Source organism: Evansella sp. AB-P1, from assembly GCF_029688925.1.
Lineage (GTDB): Bacteria > Bacillota > Bacilli > Bacillales > Salisediminibacteriaceae > Evansella.
Genome location: NZ_JARUKY010000022.1, coordinates 1 through 19,018 on the forward strand (window position 1 = coordinate 1; position 19,018 = coordinate 19,018).

Sequence of the window (19,018 nt, forward strand, 5' to 3'; positions counted from 1 at the left end):
TCCACCCACAAACATTTTACTCTAACTATTAGGAAATTAACGCTTGCAAATCGGAAGATCTACAAAAGAAATCCATAACAATTATAACTTCACTTTACTTACAATTACTAAAGTTACTTAAGGGCATTTTTTTGCTTCACCATTAAATTAATAATTTATTAATAATTTATTTTATTCTTTTTTTAATTATCCATTCTATGAAGCTAAATGGAAGTATACTTTTTAAAAGGAGTGTCGCTTTAACTCCTTTTCCAACTGGATAACGGAATTTTGGTTTTTCCGACCTACATATTTTTATTATTGTTTGAATAACTTCCATTGGGTCAGCCGCTTGTTGAGCTGTTTTTTTTGCATTATTATAGAGAGAATTTATATAATCATTGTACTCCTTTATACTATTTACCCGATTAATATTTTGTAAACCCTTTTCCCATATATTTGTTTTATAGGAGCCCGCTTCAACTAAACTTACACTTATTTGAAAAGGCATTACCTCAAATCGTAATGATTCACAATACCCCTCTAATGCAAATTTTGAAGAGGCATATGGCCCTAGCCCAGGTAACCCAAGTCTCCCACTAATACTTCCAATATTTATTATTTTTCCATCTCTTCTTTCTCTCATGATAGGTAAAATAGTATTTGTTAATGCTACAATGCTAAAGAAATTAGTTTCAAATTGATCCCTCCAATCAGAAACTGGTATACATTCACTTATTCCACCTAAACAATAACCAGCGTTATTAATCAAAATATCAATTTTGCCAAAACGATCTATTACTTTTTCCACACTTTTATTAATCTGATCTTGATTCGTAACATCTAGTTGCATCACTTCAATATTATTTTCTACATTTAATTCATTCGCTTTTTTTAACAATGATGATTTCTTAGATATGTTCCTCATTGTAGCTATAACATAATACCCTTCTTTTGCTAGTTGTAATGTTGTTAAAGATCCGAAGCCACTACTCGTACCAGTAATAAAAACAATTTTTTTATTCATGCTATCCCCTTAGAAAATTCTTCTTTAATTTTGTTCTTACATATATAATACCGTTACTTTAATTATTATTAAATATTCTATTCCTGTCCTAATCCTAACAGTTACTCAACCTTATCAATTTTGACCACACCTTTCTTTTTATTGTACATTTTCTTAAAATAACTTAAGCTGTTCTTCTATCATAAGGTGAACACATTTTACCAAACATATATGAAAGGTTTATGAAATAGTATAATTAAAGCTAAGGACTTGGTAAAAAGAATACTAATGATATGGGGTGATTGATAGTGAATACATATACTTCACGACAAGAAATACCTAGTAATGAGAAATGGAATTTAGAGGATATTTTTAATTCGGTATCTGAATGGGAAAATAATTATCATGAAGTGGAGAAATTAGCTGAAAAGTTAAAAAACTACGAAGATAATATAAACAATGGTAATGACTTGTATCTTTTTTTAAAACAAAAGGAAGAACTTCATTACATATTTAAAAAAGTTTATGTTTATGCAATGTTGCATGTAGATGTAGATACTCGAGATTCAGAAGCTCAGTCCTTATTAGATCGAGCCTCACAATTAAGTGTTAAAGTAAGCTCAGCAACAGCTTTTTTTATGCCGTTCTTATTAAGTTTAAAGGAGAGCACGTTAAAAGAGTATATATTAAGTGCAGAAAAACTAACGTATTTTGAAGATGATTTGTTTGAAGCCTATCGTTTCAAACCACATGTGTTATTAAAGGAAAAGGAAGAAGTTCTTTCACAAATGGGAGAAGCTTTAGCGTCACCAAGTAAAACATTTGGCATGATAAATAATGCGGATATTAAATTTGGAGAAGTAACGACAGATGAAGGACAAAAAGTAGAACTTACAAGAGGAATGTATTCGAAGTTAATTGAAGATGAAAATAGAGATAAACGAAAAGAAGCCTACAAAGCATACTATAAACCTTATGTACAACTAAATAATTCCATTGCCTCCACTTTATCTGCTGCCATTAAAAACAATGTTTTAATTTCAAGAATTCGTAACTATCCTTCAGCACTAGAAAAATCTTTATTTGCTGACAACATACCTTTAAATGTTTATCATAATTTAATTGAATCAACGAAAAAAAATATACAACCCTATCATGAATATACAAAATTAAGAAAGAAAATATTAGGAGTTGATGAACTAAGACAATTCGATTTAAATGTCCCTCTCGTTAAAGGAGTCAAACAATCTATTCCTTACGATGATGCTTACGATACTATGCTTCAAGCGTTACAACCTCTAGGTAAAGAATATGTTGATACATTACATTCGTTTAAAGAAAAACGATATATAGATGTAAGAGAAACACCTGGAAAACGTTCTGGTGCCTATAACTTAGGACTTTTCGGTGTTCACCCTTTCGTTCTATTAAACCACCAAGACGATTTAGATAGTTTATTTACTTTAACACATGAAATGGGTCATGCTATGCACAGTTATTACTCTAACAGGCATCAGCCTCAAATTACTGCTAACTATACTATTTTTGTTGCTGAAGTAGCTTCTACTGTAAATGAAGTATTATTGATTAATTATTTGATAAAAAACTCAACGAAGAAAAAAGTACAGAGGCATTTAGTTAATCATTTTATTGATAAATTCAAAGGAACTTTTTTTACTCAAGTAATGTTTTCTGAATTCGAAAAGAAAACACACGAAATGGTTGAAAAAGGAGAGCCTATTAACGGAGATGTATTTAACAAAACTTATGAATTATTATTTCGAGAATATCATGGGGATGCACTAGTATTTGACGAAGAAGTGAAATACGGTTGGTCTAGAATACCTCATTTTTATCGACCTTTTTATGTCTATAAATACGCTACTGGCTTTGCTGCTGCTATACAAATCGCAAACAAGCTCTTAGATGGAGAAAAAGAAACTATAACGTCTTATCTTACGTTTTTAAAAAGTGGGAGCTCAGACTACCCATTAGAACTATTAAAGAAAACAGGTGTAGATTTAACTTCACAAGAACCAATCGAAAATGCGTTAAAATCATTTTCTCAACTTGTTGAACAATTCTCTAGCTTCTGATACACCTATGTTTAAAGACGGCTAACACCCTACATGGCCTTTCTTTTTACGAAAATCTGCAAATTAATATAACATCCATTGAAACTTTAGAATGATGAAGTGATTTTCCCTTCATCATTCTATTTTTGTATCATCCAATATACATAGAGGTAATATTTAAAGTTCTGTATTTTTTTATTTGAAAGTATTTCTTTTCCCCCTTAAAGACATAATTTATATTAGAAAATTGTATTCATGAACTTTTCTCGTATTAGATTATGTTTAGGATGTGAAGGAATGGACAAAAAAAGATTTATTCATGAGGCTTATTGGCTTAGAGCCATTTCTTGTCTCGCAGTAGTTACTTCACACGCTGTTAATACAACACTTACAAATTATGAGGATTCTACTACTCAATTTGTTGAATATGTATTAATTTTTATTCGTTTCATGGTTTTTTTTGGTACACCTACTTTTGTATTTATTTCCGAACTTATACTTGCTCACGCTTATCCAAATGGTATTCCAAAAGATTTTTTTATTAAAAGAATAAAATTTTTATTGCTTCCTTTTTTCTTTATGGCACTAATCTTTGGATTTATTACGACAGATTCCATGACAGAAGCATTAAATCAAATATTTCTAAACATTTTCTTTGGTGGTTTTTTCGGCTATTTTATATTAATTATTTTTCAATTTTATGTTCTTCACGCATTTTTAAATCAAATGTTAAATAATTTATCACCGAAACCTGTTTTGTTGGTTTCATTTATTATTAACGGTTTATACCTTGCTTACTTTAATTTTACTGAACCAATGAACATTCCATTTGGAGAACAAATTTGGAAAACAGGATATTGGGTCCCGTTTTTAGGTTGGTTTTTTTATTTTTGTTTAGGCTTTTATTGTGGTAGGCATTTTGAAAAACTAAAAGGTACATTAATTAAATATAAAAAAATATTACCACTTCTCCCTATCTTATTTCTTATCATTATTGTTATTTTAGTGAGAAAAGATATATTGATCATTGTATCTTCAAAAAGAGTGGATATGATTCTGTATACTGTGAGCATTATTTTTGTTATCATTTCCATCGTAGCAAAGTTTAAGGAAATACCTAAAGTAATACTATTTATTAGTAAATATTCATTCCATATTTACTTGTTACATAAAATATTCCTGTATTATTTGCAACCAATTAGTTTTTTGCACCCATTCCTTTATTTTCTTTTGGCATATTTCTATTGTATTATAGGGTCAATCATCGTTTCAATTGTCCTCAGTCGTTTTACGTTTAGTCAATACCTAATTGGAAAAACATTAAATTTGCCTCCTAATAAAGTAAAGAACTAGGGAAGACTGATGTGATATTTTAATACAATTAATGATAGTAAAAAACATCTGAATAATTCCAGATGTTTTTTACTATTCCTTCATTTTTCTTCCTTCGATTTCTCTTGTTCAATATCAACAATATTCCCTTTAATAGACATGTCTTTATTGCCTTTCATCATGCTCTTCCCATTAAAATGGCCTTTTTCATCAATTACAATTGTTTGCATTTCAGCAGATCCATCTAAAAAACCTGTTTCATAAATATGAATTTTGTTTTCTATATTTGCATTCCCTTTCATTGTCCCTGCAATAAATAAATTACGAGCAGAAAGTGCATTTTCTACATATCCCTCTTTACCAATTGTTACATCACCTAAGCACTTTACCTCACCAAAAACTTTTCCATCTATACGAATGCTAGATTCAATATGAAGTTGTCCCTTAATTGTAGTTCCAGACCCAATGATAGTGGTTATTTCATTTAACTTTTTATCTTTTTGTTTAGCAAACATATATCTATCCACTTCCTCCACTAAAAGTTATTTTTCATCTCCCTTGTCTGTTTCGTGAAATGTCATATATAAATAAGGGTTAATTAATTCTCCGTTCCTTCGAACCTCATAATGAACATGGACACCAGTACTTCTTCCTGTTGTTCCCATACCACCTATCTTATCACCCTTTTTCACTTTATCTCCTACCTCTACATCAATGTAATTTAAGTGGGCATAAAGGGTTTCATATGTATCACCATGTTCAATAATAATTCTCAGACCGTACCCTCCATCACGTCCTGCTGCAATCACTTCTCCATCTGCAGTTGAATAAATTGGTGTATTCAACGGAGCTGCTATATCAATACCAGAATGAAACGATGAATCCCAAGAAATTGGGTCCGTTCGATTTCCAAATTCAGATGTAATACGCCCTTCCGCTGCAGGCATTATTGTAGGAATGGTCCTTAATTCCTCTTCATAGGCTAATAATCGTTCTACTGTATCTTCAAAATCACGGATCATTTGAGGTAATTTCTCTCTCATGACTCTTAAACTAGCAGAAATATTTTCTTCGTTTTCAGCAATAGTTTTTTCAGGTAGTTCTGTTCCACCTAAACCATCGAGAGCTACTTCTTCTAAGTCACTAGGTACTTGTAAGTCTATTTGATTTAACCGTTCCTCAAATGCTCTAAATTCTTCTATGGAACGTTGAACAGCAAGAGCTTCTTCTTGTAAACTTACATATTCACTTTTAACCTCTTCTATTTTCATATCTCTTTTTTCCAATTCTACATACAAGCCTTTTTGATCCGTACTTAATTCATTTATGAAGTAGGTTAAACTAGCTACTGATATAATAAGAAGAAAGACAAAGATTGTACTAGAATAAAACAATATTTTCGAAAGACGAAATTGCTTCACTGGTTCATTTGCACCAGACGAAAGAATCACTGACCATGAATTAGGCTTAGTTCGTTTTTTCCTCACAGATATTCCCCCTCCATATAGGGGGTATTCCTCCCTTCTCAACATGGAATTCAACATATATTAACATTGTTCTTTTTTATAGAACATTTACCGACAGAATCTAATTAACTTTAATTCTAGCTAAAATGTTTGTATATTAAAAGATAAAATTTTTATTTAATTAATAAACCTATTAAAAAAACCCCTTATTAAATAAGGAGTTAATTAAAGTGAACGAATCACCCATTTTATCCATTTATTCTAACAGAAACTCTATTTAACCTAATAGGTAAAGCCTTATTATGCTGCATCTTTAGATTTTTCTGTAATTACTGGTTTTACAAGTGTTTCCATTACATTAAAAAAGTATTGCACCGTTGGTCCGATCAATAAAGCAACGAAAATTGTCCCTATTCCAATAGGTCCCGAAAATAAAATAGCAAAGAATAATGCAACTAACTCTGTTATTGTTTTCCCTTTTCTCATGCTCACTTGAAATCGTTTTTGAACAGCAAGCATAAATCCATCAATGGGATTAAGGGGTAATTTCGTTTGAATATATAAGGATACTCCAATAGCAATTAACATAATACCTACTAATAACAATCCAAATTGGAACATAAGCGTCTGAATAGTAATATTATTAAAAACAATTAACAACCAAAAATCAAGAAATATCCCTAATATAAAAATTGGAATGATCGATAAGAATGATGGTAGTTCCTTTATTAATATTGAGTTTATGAGTATTAGAACAATACCAACAATAAATGTCCAACTACCTACAGTTAAGCCAAAGGAACTAGCTAATCCTACGTTTAGGGCTGGCCACGGTCCTGTTCCTAGATTTGCCTTAATTGTTAAAGTTAAACCTAGGGCCAAAATAAGAAATCCTAAGCAATATATGAAATATCGAAGAATATGCTGTTTCATTAAAAATCTCCTAGTCTAAAAAATAATAATAATAATAGGTGTTTTGTAAAAAAATCACTTCCTATAGAATAGCACACTATTGAATTTACAAAAGTTTTTTATAAAAAATTATTTATCTAGCATGTGTAAGTCGTACATTAGATTAGTTAGTATCTCCTTGCCACCCAAGTGTTCGCTATTTATTCAGTAGCCTCTAATGACGGTATAAATAGAACAAAAGCGCATGGTGCCTCAATTCCACCTAAGTAACGCCCACGTCCTGTGGGCAACGGTGTAATTTCATCGTCCTGATTCCGGCGAGAGAATCAGATGACGCCTGGAGCTAGCCGCTGTTTTGACAAGTTATCCACATTAGGAAAAATTTTATAATTTCCTAAACAAATAAAAAATGTCTCTATAGATCTATAGAGACACTTTCATGGCAATTGATCCTATAATTGTAATAGACAGAACAAATACTATACTTACTTTCTCCTTCACTTAGCTTATGTAATAGCTGCCATTATATTTGCAGTCATTAAATAAAACTGTTAGTTGATTTACAGTCAATGGTTTTGAATATAGATACCCTTGAGCTATATCGCAACCTTGCTTTTTTAAATATTGTAGCTCCATTAAGCTTTCTACTCCTTCGGCAATCACTTTTAAGCCTAATCCATGACTCATTTCAATAATCGTTTTGATTATCACTCTGTTCCCTTCATCATTAATATCTTGAACAAATAATTTATCAATTTTTATTGTATTTAAAGGGAAGCTTTTAATATAGCTTAATGAAGAATGGCCTCTACCAAAATCATCTATGGAGACCTGAATTCCAATCCTTTTTAACTTTCTCAATGTGTTCAATATTCTGTTACCATCATGCATACTAACACTTTCTGTAATTTCAAGTTCAATAAGTTCAGGACTAATCTCTAATCGTTCAATTATTTTCGATAAATTTTCTATTAATGCTGGATGGAAAAACTGTTTTGGAGAACAATTAATTGCTACTTTAATAGGAGGAAGACCTCTATTTTTCCAATCTACTATTTGCTTACATACTTCTTCAATGACCCAGTGTCCAATTTTAATAATAAGTCCTGTTCGTTCTGCAATTGGTATAAATTCCATTGGAGAAACATGACCTAAAATAGGATGCTTCCATCTTAATAACGCTTCTACTCCAATTATTTTATTAGAATGAATATCAATTTGTGGTTGATAGTGAATGGAAAACTCATCAAAAATTAATGAATTTCTAAGGTAAGTTTCAATAGTAAATTCTCTAGACATTTCCTTTTCTAAACTGGCTTTAAAAAATTGAAATGTATTCCCATCATGTTCCTTAGCCTTCGCCATTGCAATGTCTGCATTTTTTATTAATGTTTCATCATCATTCCCATGATTCGGATAAACACAAGCACCAATACTTGCTGTTACATACACTTCTACCTCTTTATACTTTAATGGCGTGTTTAGTAATTGAAATATTTTTTTGGCTCGGTTTTCCACTTCTTCCGCTTTATAAACAGTTGAAAGTAAAATAGTGAATTCATCCCCCGTAAATCTTGCAAGTATATCCTCTTCCCCTAAAATACTTTCTAATCTACTTCCTAATTCCTGTAGAAAAAAATCACCTACAGCATGTCCAAATGATTCATTAATTATTTTAAATCGATCAAAATTAATGTGTAGGAGCCCAATTAATTTATTATGATTATTTTGGTTAATGTGTTCCTTTAATTTCTTTTCAAAAAGATATCGGTTAGGTAAATTTGTAAGTAAATCGAAGTTAGAAATATAATTTATATGACTTTCGGTTTCCTTAATTTTGGATATGTCAGTAAATATGCCAATATAATTTTCCGTCTCTCCTACTTCATTTACAACTCGCCTTATTTTTAAACGTTCAGGAAAAATATCTCCAGACTTTGTTTTATTCCAAATTTCACCTTCCCACATACCATGTTCGTGTATTGATGACCACATTGTCGCATAAAAATCACTATTATGTACGCCAGACGCAAAGATACGCGGATTTTCTCCTATTACATCCTCCGTTGAGTAACCAGTGATTGCTGAAAAGGCTGGATTTACAGACATTATATTTACATCTTTATCGGTAACAATGATACCTTCTGTAGAAATTTCTTTTACTGTATTAAAAATTCGTTCTTTATTTTTATAATCTATTTTATTCTTTAATGAGGTCACTCACACCTCTCCCCCCATGTAGCTATAACACAAAATTGAAAAGGCTTACATTATTCCGTTTTGAAATAAAACTTCACTTCTGTTCTTTGTTTAATGCATATTTTGTATACAAATATTAAATGAAAACGTTGTTATTCTTTGTCAAAAAGAAAAACCTAATTTACACCAATGTAAAATGGTTAAAATCTTTCTAGTGCAACCGGTTACCATAATACTATTAAACGATTTTTAGGCCTTTGACTTTACGTCCTTATTTTTCAATAAGTTTGCCTTTTAACAGCTATGTAATGGTTCTATCGATTGTGACTATCTTACTATACTCATTTTATTCAATTGTAACGAATAATTCAACAGTTTAATTAAGCATATGTAGTAATATTTATGTTAGTATTACTCTAGCGAATAAGGGCTGGAGGGGATTCATTTTGGACTGGGTCATTTGGATTATAATCATTTCGGCTTTCATCCTAAGCTTTGTAGGTTTAATATACCCTATTATTCCTGGAGTTTTATTAATATGGGCTGGAGGTTTAGTTTTTCATTTTTTCATTGATTCGGAAGTATTAACTTGGTGGACTTGGGGATCTTTTCTGTTTTTCACAATCTTACTATTTGGAATTGATATTTTAGCTAGTTTCCTATTTGTAAAGAGGTCAGGAGGGTCTGTTTGGGGAGTACGTGCTGCTACAATTGGAATTGTTATTGGCTGCTTCGTTATTCCTCCATTCGGAATACTACTTGTACCTTTCATCATCGTTCTTCTCGTTGAATTAGTCCAAAAGAAAACATTCAATGAATCCGCAAAAATAGCCATTGGCACTATACTTGCTTTTTTTAGTAGTACATTTGCAAAAGGTTTCATTCAGCTTATTATGATTGGAATTTTTTTAATAAATGTTTTTCTAAAATAGCAGAACGCATGCTACCAATTTACGTATACCAATTAAGTATTAGGGAGAATGGGTTGCTTCATTTCACTACACCAGTCTCCTTTTCACATCCAGTTTTTAAGCTATATTGAATGTACCTATAAAGATAGTTCATCCGTTACATGCGGAACAATTATGCCTAAGGGCAGCCCACGTCCTGTGGGCAACGGCATAATACTGCCATCCTCCAATTACACCTAAGTACCGCCTACGTCCTGTAGTCAACGACGTAATGTCGCCATCCTAGCTCCGGGCAATGCCTCAGCCTCCACACTATACATTTTGTATACTGCTAAAGTATATTGTCCTGTCTCTGCCTCTGCAAGTGTTGCTCTGATGTTGTATGCGTCGAGACAACTCGAAGCTTATTCGTGAAGCATATGCTCGTCGCTGGAGTTGTCACCCTTCACTACTGAACTAACGCTTATTTTCAGGGTAGACCTCTCATGCAAGTAAACTTACACCATGGAGGATAAAAATATTCTTAAAGGGAGGTTCATCCGTTACTGGCGACAGCTCATCCGCGGTAAAGACGACACTGTAACGAATGATAACCGTCTGGCTGTTTTCAAGGTAGGAATTACTTTAAATACGTATTTCCATCTCTTTGTTCAATTTTCCCTTCCTTCAAAAGTTTTCCTATTGCACGTTTAAATGCTGCTTTACTTAATTGAAGAGTTTCTCTAATTTCTTCTGGACTACTTTTGTCAGTTAGAAACATTGTTCCATTATTCTTCTCTAAGTATTCTATTATCGAATCTGCATCTGCATCTCTACTCTGCAATTTTAGTAGCCGTAAAGAGACGTTTAATGTCCCATCATCTTTCACCTCAATTACACGCCCCTTTACCCATTCACCAAGTCGCGGCTCTTCTTTACGTTCCGAATGATGGATAAATCCTCGAAAGCCCTCTTCAGTAATAATAAAAGAACCTACCTTCGTAGAACGATAGATGCGCCCACTCACGTCACGGTTCTCCATTGAGTTCGTTGCTCTATCTCTCTCCTGTTCAATAATCTCCTCCGTGACAGGTTTGGCTAATAACCTGCCTTTCCTATCCGTTTCTAACGTAACAAAAAGCTCATCGCCTGGTTGTGGCCAAACACCTTCAAGAAGTGGTAAATCATCCTTTGAAACTAAAATCTCTTTCTGTATACCAACATCAACAAAAACTCCAAGATTTTTTACTGAGTCAACAACTTCTGCCCAGTCATATGTATATAGGTATTCATTAGGTAATGCCATCGTTGCAATTAACTGGCCTTTTTTATCTTGATATAAAAATACGTCTACTTCTTGATCTACATCTAGGTCACCATCAGCTTCGTTTAAATGAAGCAAAACTTCCGTATTTCCATTTGTTAACACATATCCCGTTTCAATTTTCCTTAAGACAGTTAATGTTTCAATCGTTCCTGCTTTTAATTCATTCATTGTTATCCCACCTAAATATATGTATTCATCTACTATTATAACGTTTTTCATTATATCCTATTTTCTATTAAGATGAAAATCATCATAAATAAGAAAAGCGCAATGCGATGAACCCTCATCGCCCTGACTGGTAAACCCTTTTGTGAATTTCATTTTATCTCATAAAGAAGAACCTGCTCTGTAGTGAGAAGGTTCTCTTTTCAAAAGAAAAATTCAAAAATAACTTCCACCTATGAATGAAAAACGCCAATAATATAAAAATATTAAATATTATACTTGAATGAATTTCATAATTAATAAATTGTTGAAAAAGACGAATATTTTTTCGATTATAGAGGAAGAGACAGGACCATATGCTTTAGCTGTTATAAAATGTCTAGTGTGGAGTTGAAGCCGTGCCCAGTTCGTGTTTTAGAATGAAATAGTGAATTATGAAATTGCCTCACGTAACTAAGAAATGGTTACTTCATCTCCTAGTTTAATTTTTCCGTCATTTAATACAATTCCGTATACACCACCACGCCATTGGTAATTCATTGCATCCTTTAATCCAGGTAATGCCTCTTCCATCCGTTCACAAGGTTTAGTTTCTCCGTAGATTTTAATTTTACATGGGCCTATTTTAATGATTTCCCCTCTACTTTCATATAAATTAATACCAGAAACCATTATATTTGCTCGACGGATAGACGGATTTAATGAAGCATGGAGTTCATCCATTAAAACACTCCATGCTTCTTCTTCAATAATAGTCACTTGTCTCTTTCCACCTTGATCTGCATTGTTCACGAGACCTTTATTTGCTAATAATGATGCTTCTTCCACAGCATCCATTGGACCATTTTTCATACGTTTAATCCAGATAGATTTTAATTGACCTGCCATGACAAAACTCCTCTCTACAAGAAAAAGAAATTCTTATTCTTTTAATAATATACTATGATGTTACTTTAGGTATTTGCCTTAATCCCATAGAAATACCTCGAACCTCACCTTCTTCAGCAAACAAAAACCGTACTGGTGCTTCAGACTCCTTCATTTTAATAGTAAATAATGATTCTTTTATATGTTTTAAGGGAAATGATTTTTCTTGCTGAGTCAAATTCAATCCTGTTTCATCCATGTCGATTGTTAAATTAGCACCTTCTTCGGAACAATATGTACCAATATATTGCTCTAACTCTTCTTCATCAACATTATCTTCAACATTAAACGTTTTAAACGGAGTTTCAATAGGTAGTCCTAATACACCATTAATAACTCCATTCATTAAATCGAAGGCTGGTACACCTACTAAATTAGATAAAGTAATCCCCACTATTCCTTTTTCAGGAATTACACTAAGTTGTGAAGAAATTGCTTTTAAACTACCGCCGTGCTCAACTAAAGTACCACCATGATAATCTGGTGTAATCATTAGTCCGTACCCATAAAATCGATTTGGTTCAAACTTTACATATGGTTGAATCATTTGTATGACACTTTCTGTTGAGAGAATTCTAGTACTACCTACCATTCCACCAGTACGATATATCTCACCGTACTTAAGCATATCTTCCATTGTAGATCTTAAAAATCCTGCTCCCCTCATAGCTGGAGCATCCCACCAAACAGGTGCTGCATATGCTTTATCATCACCACTATTAGAAACGGACATAGAATATTGCTCTGTGACATTGGATGCTTGTTTTACTTGATGTAAATCAAACGTACTATTGTTCATTCCTGCAGGTTTCAATATGTTATCTGTAATAAAAGCTTCGTATGTTTGTCCACTAACCTGTGCAATAATTGCTCCTAATAAGGCATAGCAATCATTTGAATAGCTAAATTGTTCCCCTGGCCTCCCTAATAATTTTACATCACTATTTTTTATATGGATCATCAATTGTTTATATGTATCGATTGGTGCACCTGTTTTTCCAGATAAAGCTAATCCAGGGTAGTCATCTGCAGAAGCATCTACATCCATGGAACGCTTCATTGCATAGGACAAGGACGAAAGAGGAGGTATACCTGTTGTGTGTGTCATTAAATGATGTATCGTTACTTCATCAGACAGCTCATTCTTATCTGGAAGCTGAAATTCTGGTAAGTATTTTCTAACTTTATCTTGAACAGATAACTTATTCGCTTCTTGTAATAGCATAATTCCAGCACAAGTAAATGATTTTGTAATAGAAGCAATTCCAAAAATAGTTTTAGAGGTTACCTCCTTTTTATCCTTTATATCTCTGTACCCATAACCTTTTTCTAAAACAATATTTCCATTGTCCGATAAACCAATTGCGATACCGGGAACACTATACTTTTGTTGAATATAAGTACAATATGTATCAAATTTTCCCATCCAATTTCTTTCTTTCACAAAAAACACCCCTTTTTTTATAAACCTCATATTAAACTATTATAGTATGAAAATTAATATAATTTCCATTATGGCATCAGAAGTATTTCTATACATTAAAGAACAAGTTTATGTACATTAATTACATCAAAACTCACCAATCACCTGTGACACATTAATTTACTGTGACGAAACTAAAAAAGAAAACTCGTATTATCACGAGTTTCCTTTTTCATTTACCATCCTCCATGGACGATTTTTAAAGAAAAATACTAATAAGATTTATTCACTCTTATCAAGCTCATATTCCTTATGATTTAGAACAGTCCTTGCTAATGTTCCATCTTTCTGTAGCTTATTTAACTCAACTGCAACTGAATTCGTATAAACTGCAATAACTTTTGCGTTATCCCCTTTATTTTCACCTTTCGTTACCTTCACTACATCTCCAACTTTTACATCAACCGTTTCATTCATTTCATTTTCAGACATCATATTCACTCCTCATAAGAATTAACATGTACGTATTTTTAACCTTTATACTTTTTTAATACTCCTATTGCTTTTTATTTTCATTACCCTATTATTCGTATTTGAGACATGGATAATCATCATTCGTCACATATTTTTAAATGTAAGCAACCTAAATATTATATCATTTATTAACTTTGTAAAAAACTAAAATCTGTTATGTCGCACAATTCATTTTAATTCTCTATTGGATTATCTATATCGTTTAGGATGACGATCATAAAAGAAATGGCATTGATCACAAATAGAGTGAGGAAAATTGAGCTGTAACGTTTTTCCACATCGTCTACATTGCTTCGTTAACTTTTTCACTTTTGTCCTTAAAAATTCATGAACACCATCACTAATTTCTTCCCGTAACCGTTCCCAATACAACGCTTCCGTTCCTTTCCCTAATCGATATAAGAACAATAAATGGAGACCAATCATTCGATAGGAAAGCTCCAGTTCCTCTAATGTATTTGTGCTGATTTTAGGCTCTGGAAGTTCTTCCCCTCTCACAATTGCAAACATTGTATTTTCCCATTGCGAGAGTAAATGTGATTCATTTTTTGAAAATGGTAAATGAAGAAACCCGTATAAGTCCATCATAGAAAAACGATGTTCTACCTCTGTTCCTCGAACAATTTCATATAACTGTCGTTCCTCAGTAAGAGTTGCCTTCTTGGTTCCAGATGGACTTTCAAATTGATCCCATAAATCAAAAAATGTTCCAAGATCACGATAATACTTTTGAAAGCGTTCAAAAATAGCATTTGTTGGGGCAATTGCAAAAGTTTGTACAGACTTATCATCTTGATCTAATAAGTGCTTCATAAACTTAATATCTTTCGTAAAAGCAACCTTTCCTACATCAAATATACCCTTTCGACCAGCTCGTCCAGCAATTTGTTTTACCTCCTGGGATGTTAACCGCCTTCTTCTCGTACCATCAAACTTTTCATTTTCTAAAAACACTATTCGTTGGATAGGTAAATTTAATCCCATACCAATTGCATCAGTGGAAACAATTACTTTCGTTTCCCCAAGAATAAACCGTTGAATTTGTTTCTTTCTTGTTTCAGGAGGCATACTTCCGTAAATCATACTTGTTCGATGTCCATTATTTTCTAGCGTTGATGCTGTTTCAAGTACTCGTCTTCTAGAAAAACAAACGAGAGCATCTCCTCGCTTTATTTGTTTAAGGTTAAATTCCTTTCTCTCAACCTTAAGTGGAATATCACGACTATATTCATGGACTGTCACAGTAGAATCCCCCAATAGCCGAAGAATCATTTCCTTCACACTACGGCTGCCGATAATATGAACTTCCTTTCCGTTTGCCTTTGTAATGGCCTTGTACCACGAATATCCACGATCTTTATCCCCAATCATTTGGGCTTCATCAATAACAATCACATCATAATAATCCTTTTCATGAAACATTTCCACAGTACTGGAAACATGGTTCGCACCTTCTACCTCTTTTTCCTCTTCACCCGTTTTCAGTGAACAAGGGATTCCTTCCTGGTTTAATTTATCATAGACCTCTAATGCTAATAACCGGAGTGGAGCTAAGTAAATGGCCTTTTTTGCAGCAATCATACTTTGTAGAGCATGAAATGTTTTACCTGTGTTTGTTTCTCCAATATGGAGAACATAATGAATATTCCTACCTAGAGGAGGATTATATTCACGACCGAAAATATCTTCTAACATCCTTTCTTCCGCTTTTTGCTTACGTTCTTCAGCAATGATGGCTTCTTCTTTTATTCGTTCTCGATCTAATTTGTCGCGTTCAAATATTTTTAAATGTTCATTTACATCAAATACCTTTTCTGTGAGGGATAGTAAATGTTCCATACACTCCTCTTTTAACAGCTCTTCAAAAAGTAGTTGTTGTTCATATAAGAATTCATCAATTATTTCTACTAATGCCTCTTCCTTTAACTCTTCCTGAAACAAATCCAAATAACTATTTTTTATGTGTTGAGATAGATTTTCTACAATGTCGTTCGTAATATCATCAAGTAAGAAGTTTGACACGATCCTTCCATAAACATCACCATATGTTTCATATTCCCAATATTCTGTTTTATGAACAGAACCAGTTAATTCATACATGAATTCAGATAAAGTTATATACTCATCAATACTGAAACTCCCAGATACAACTAGCTGTTCTTCAAGTTTGTATGTATCAACTGAATGAAACTTCTCCTTCTTAATGTCAGTGATTACTTTCTTAGCTATCATCCATCGTAACTGAACATAATACGAAAGTTGTTTTTCTAAAAACCTTTCACTACTGGCTTTTAAAATAGCAGATTTTACTTCCCCCTTTTGCTCAGCTACTTTTATTTTTTCAGCTTTATCTAAATATTCTTTTCTTGCCTTTATATAAAGATCGTCCCAATAGTTCACATTATCTTTACGTTTTTTCTTCAACCAATCTTCCACATCAAAGGGATAATAATGCTTCATTTCCGTTCTAAAAAATTGATTAAGCTGTTTTCGAGGTATTTCTTCTACCTCATAACCCAAATCAAATAGAAACTCCTTTTTATCTCTTTTAGATGTATCATTCGTAGCTTTATTTATCCAAATATTCGTCCAAATTTGAGCAATGTACTCACCTCTATCTAAAAGATAACTTTCAAACGTTGGTTTTTTATCTCTTTTTCCCAAATAATGACGGATATCCTCTACTACTTTTCGTTTTGTCTGTTCTATAGCTTTGTTATATGTTTCACTAAGTAATTTATTCAAGAAGCATCCCTCGCAATAAAAATCAATATATTATGTCAATAATAATATCCTTTACTATTTCTGTAAAATTTATATTGAATCGATGGAAAGCAAATAAAAATCCGTTATGAAAAAGCTTGTTCATAACGGATTTTTATAATTTTTAGGTAGACTGCCCATGCAAGTGAAAATTTGCACCATGGAGGATGAAAATATTCATACTAAGGTGTTCATTCGTTGCAGGTGACAGCTTTCACCACAGGCATAAGTGCGACATCTGTTCATGCTTCACAGTGTCTTCTTTACCGCGGGCAATGCCTCAGCCTCCACACTTCGCACTATCGTGCGAAGTGTCGGGTCTTCTGCTATTGCTTTTCCCGTTGGAGTCGTCGCCCTTCACTCCTGAACCAGTCTATTTTTAGGGTAGACAAACTTATATTAGTAGGTTGAATAAGTCCTGATCTTTATTAATTTCTACATAAGTAAAACCTTTTTTGTTCATCCTTGCAATAAGTGGATGATAATCTTCTTTGTATTTTAATTCAATACCAACAAGAACAGGCCCCTTATCACGGTTATTCTTTTTTGTATATTCAAACCTTGTAATGTCATCTGTTTCACCAAGAACATCCATCATAAATTCCCTTAATGCTCCTGCACGCTGAGGGAAGTTTACGATAAAATAGTGCTTATAGCCTTCATATATTAATGATCTTTCTTTCATTTCCTGCATTCGATCAATGTCATTGTTTCCACCACTTACAATACAAACAACATTTTTCCCTTTTATTTCATCCTTATAAAAATCTAATGCAGCAATAGATAATGCTCCTGCTGGTTCTGCTACAATAGCATTTTCATTATACAAGCCTAGTAGAGTTGAACAGACTTTTCCTTCTGGTACAAGAATAATATCATCAATAACATCTTTAGCAATTTCATACGTAATTTTTCCTACCTGTTTTACTGCTGCACCATCTACAAACTTATCAATTTGGTCTAAAGTCACTACTTTACTTTGTGCTATGGAGTTTTTCATTGCTGGTGCTCCCATAGGTTCAACACCAATTACTTTAGTACTCGGACTAATACTTTTTATATAAGAACCTACCCCTGAAACGAGGCCACCTCCACCAATTCCCATAAAAATGTGAGAAATTGGTTCATCTATACTGTCTAACACTTCCATTCCAATGGTTCCTTGACCAGCAATTGTTAAATAATCATCAAATGGATGTATAAAAGCCATTTGATGTTTATCACAAAATTCAACAGCCTCATAATAAGAATCATCAAAGGTATCTCCTGTGAGAAAAACTTCTATAAAAGGACCACCGAAAAACTCTACACGGGAAACCTTTTGTCTAGGTGTGGTGCTGGGCATAAAAATTCTTCCCTTTACTCCTAGTGCTTTACAGGAATATGCTACACCTTGTGCATGGTTACCTGCACTAGCACAAACAACTCCATTTTGAAGCTGTTCATCGGACAAACTTTGCATTACATTGTATGCCCCTCTAATTTTAAAGGAACGAACTACCTGCAAGTCCTCTCTTTTCAAAAATACATTGCATCCGTATCGATCAGATAAAATTTCATCCTTTTGTAAAGGAGTTTTAACAACGATATCCTTCAAAACTTGATGGGCGATGATAATATCTTTAATTTGAATTTTATTGTCTGTTTTATTCATGCTAATTTCCCTTCCTACCTTCCTTACCTAATGAATAGTTAGATTTATACTATCATAAACAAATGGAATTAAAAACATGACAATGAATATTAATTCGTTCATTTTTAAAAATAGTCTAAATATCTAGTTATTTTACGTTTTTAATAAATACATTGCATTTGAAAAATATTTTCAGGGTAGACCGCCCGTGCAAGTGGAGATTTGCACCATGGAGGATGAAAATTATACATCAAGGTGGTTCATACGTTTCTTGCGGACGCTTTCACCACAGGCATAAGTGCGACATCTGTTCATGCTTCACAGTGTCTTCTTTACCGTGGGGAACGGCCTCAACTACCTAGCACTTACACAGTAAGTGCTAGGGGA

14 protein-coding genes and 1 riboswitch are annotated in these 19,018 nt (G+C 32.9%); of the genes, 3 read left to right on the forward strand and 11 right to left on the reverse strand.

Annotated elements, in window-relative coordinates; translation table 11 throughout:
• Positions 1-166 precede the first annotated feature (166 nt).
• Positions 167-1,006 carry an SDR family oxidoreductase gene (locus QA612_RS18885; RefSeq protein WP_278285386.1) on the reverse strand — a complete coding sequence of 280 codons (840 nt, stop codon included), beginning with the start codon at positions 1,004-1,006 and terminating at the stop codon, positions 167-169.
• Between the two features lie 287 nt (positions 1,007-1,293).
• Here QA612_RS18885 and pepF point away from each other — a divergent pair, with 287 nt between their 5' ends.
• Together pepF and QA612_RS18895 are read left to right on the forward strand one after the other, a co-directional pair.
• A complete protein-coding gene (gene pepF, locus QA612_RS18890; RefSeq protein WP_278285387.1) occupies positions 1,294-3,081 on the forward strand; it encodes an oligoendopeptidase F in 1,788 nt (595 codons plus the stop codon).
• A gap of 276 nt (positions 3,082-3,357) precedes the next feature.
• Positions 3,358-4,413 carry an acyltransferase family protein gene (locus QA612_RS18895; protein ID WP_278285388.1) on the forward strand — a complete coding sequence of 352 codons (1,056 nt, stop codon included), beginning with the start codon at positions 3,358-3,360 and terminating at the stop codon, positions 4,411-4,413.
• Between the two features lie 80 nt (positions 4,414-4,493).
• Here QA612_RS18895 and QA612_RS18900 read toward each other — a convergent pair whose 3' ends face one another.
• The 4 genes from QA612_RS18900 to QA612_RS18915 all read right to left on the reverse strand — a co-directional run bounded on the left by QA612_RS18900 (position 4,494) and on the right by QA612_RS18915 (position 8,990).
• The gene (locus QA612_RS18900) at positions 4,494-4,907 is read right to left on the reverse strand and encodes a bactofilin family protein (RefSeq protein ID WP_278285389.1); all 414 of its coding nucleotides are present in this window, start codon (positions 4,905-4,907) and stop codon (positions 4,494-4,496) included.
• 27 nt (positions 4,908-4,934) lie between these two features.
• Entirely contained in the window at positions 4,935-5,879 is a 945-nt protein-coding gene (locus tag QA612_RS18905) for a M23 family metallopeptidase (protein ID WP_278285390.1), read from the reverse strand.
• A gap of 279 nt (positions 5,880-6,158) precedes the next feature.
• Positions 6,159-6,791, reverse strand: coding sequence for a YczE/YyaS/YitT family protein (locus tag QA612_RS18910; protein ID WP_278285391.1), 633 nt, complete (start codon positions 6,789-6,791; stop codon positions 6,159-6,161).
• Positions 6,792-7,271: 480 nt separating this feature from the next.
• Positions 7,272-8,990: a putative bifunctional diguanylate cyclase/phosphodiesterase gene (locus tag QA612_RS18915; RefSeq protein WP_278285392.1), complete on the reverse strand. Its 1,719-nt coding sequence runs from the start codon at positions 8,988-8,990 to the stop codon at positions 7,272-7,274.
• A 191-nt stretch (positions 8,991-9,181) separates the two neighbouring features.
• A riboswitch (cyclic di-GMP riboswitch) is annotated at positions 9,182-9,271 on the reverse strand.
• Positions 9,272-9,415: 144 nt separating this feature from the next.
• Between QA612_RS18915 and QA612_RS18920 the strand changes: the two genes are divergently transcribed.
• A complete protein-coding gene (locus QA612_RS18920) occupies positions 9,416-9,901 on the forward strand; it encodes a DUF456 domain-containing protein (RefSeq protein WP_278285393.1) in 486 nt (161 codons plus the stop codon).
• A gap of 598 nt (positions 9,902-10,499) precedes the next feature.
• Here the strand turns inward: QA612_RS18920 and QA612_RS18925 are convergent.
• The 6 genes from QA612_RS18925 to ilvA form a co-directional block, all read right to left on the reverse strand.
• On the reverse strand, positions 10,500-11,354 hold the full coding sequence (locus QA612_RS18925; protein ID WP_278285394.1) for a CvfB family protein: 855 nt from the start codon (positions 11,352-11,354) through the stop codon (positions 10,500-10,502).
• Positions 11,355-11,804: 450 nt separating this feature from the next.
• Positions 11,805-12,239 (reverse strand): MOSC domain-containing protein, encoded by a 435-nt coding sequence (locus tag QA612_RS18930; protein ID WP_278285395.1) that lies wholly within the window; start codon positions 12,237-12,239, stop codon positions 11,805-11,807.
• Positions 12,240-12,291: 52 nt separating this feature from the next.
• Entirely contained in the window at positions 12,292-13,722 is a 1,431-nt protein-coding gene (locus tag QA612_RS18935; RefSeq protein WP_278285396.1) for a serine hydrolase, read from the reverse strand.
• Between the two features lie 261 nt (positions 13,723-13,983).
• The gene (locus QA612_RS18940; RefSeq protein WP_278285397.1) at positions 13,984-14,193 is read right to left on the reverse strand and encodes a DUF2187 family protein; all 210 of its coding nucleotides are present in this window, start codon (positions 14,191-14,193) and stop codon (positions 13,984-13,986) included.
• 231 nt (positions 14,194-14,424) lie between these two features.
• Positions 14,425-16,980, reverse strand: a complete 2,556-nt coding sequence (locus QA612_RS18945) for a DEAD/DEAH box helicase (protein WP_278285398.1) — start codon at positions 16,978-16,980, stop codon at positions 14,425-14,427.
• Positions 16,981-17,392: 412 nt separating this feature from the next.
• A complete protein-coding gene (ilvA, locus tag QA612_RS18950) occupies positions 17,393-18,652 on the reverse strand; it encodes a threonine ammonia-lyase IlvA (RefSeq protein WP_278285399.1) in 1,260 nt (419 codons plus the stop codon).
• Positions 18,653-19,018 lie beyond the last annotated feature (366 nt).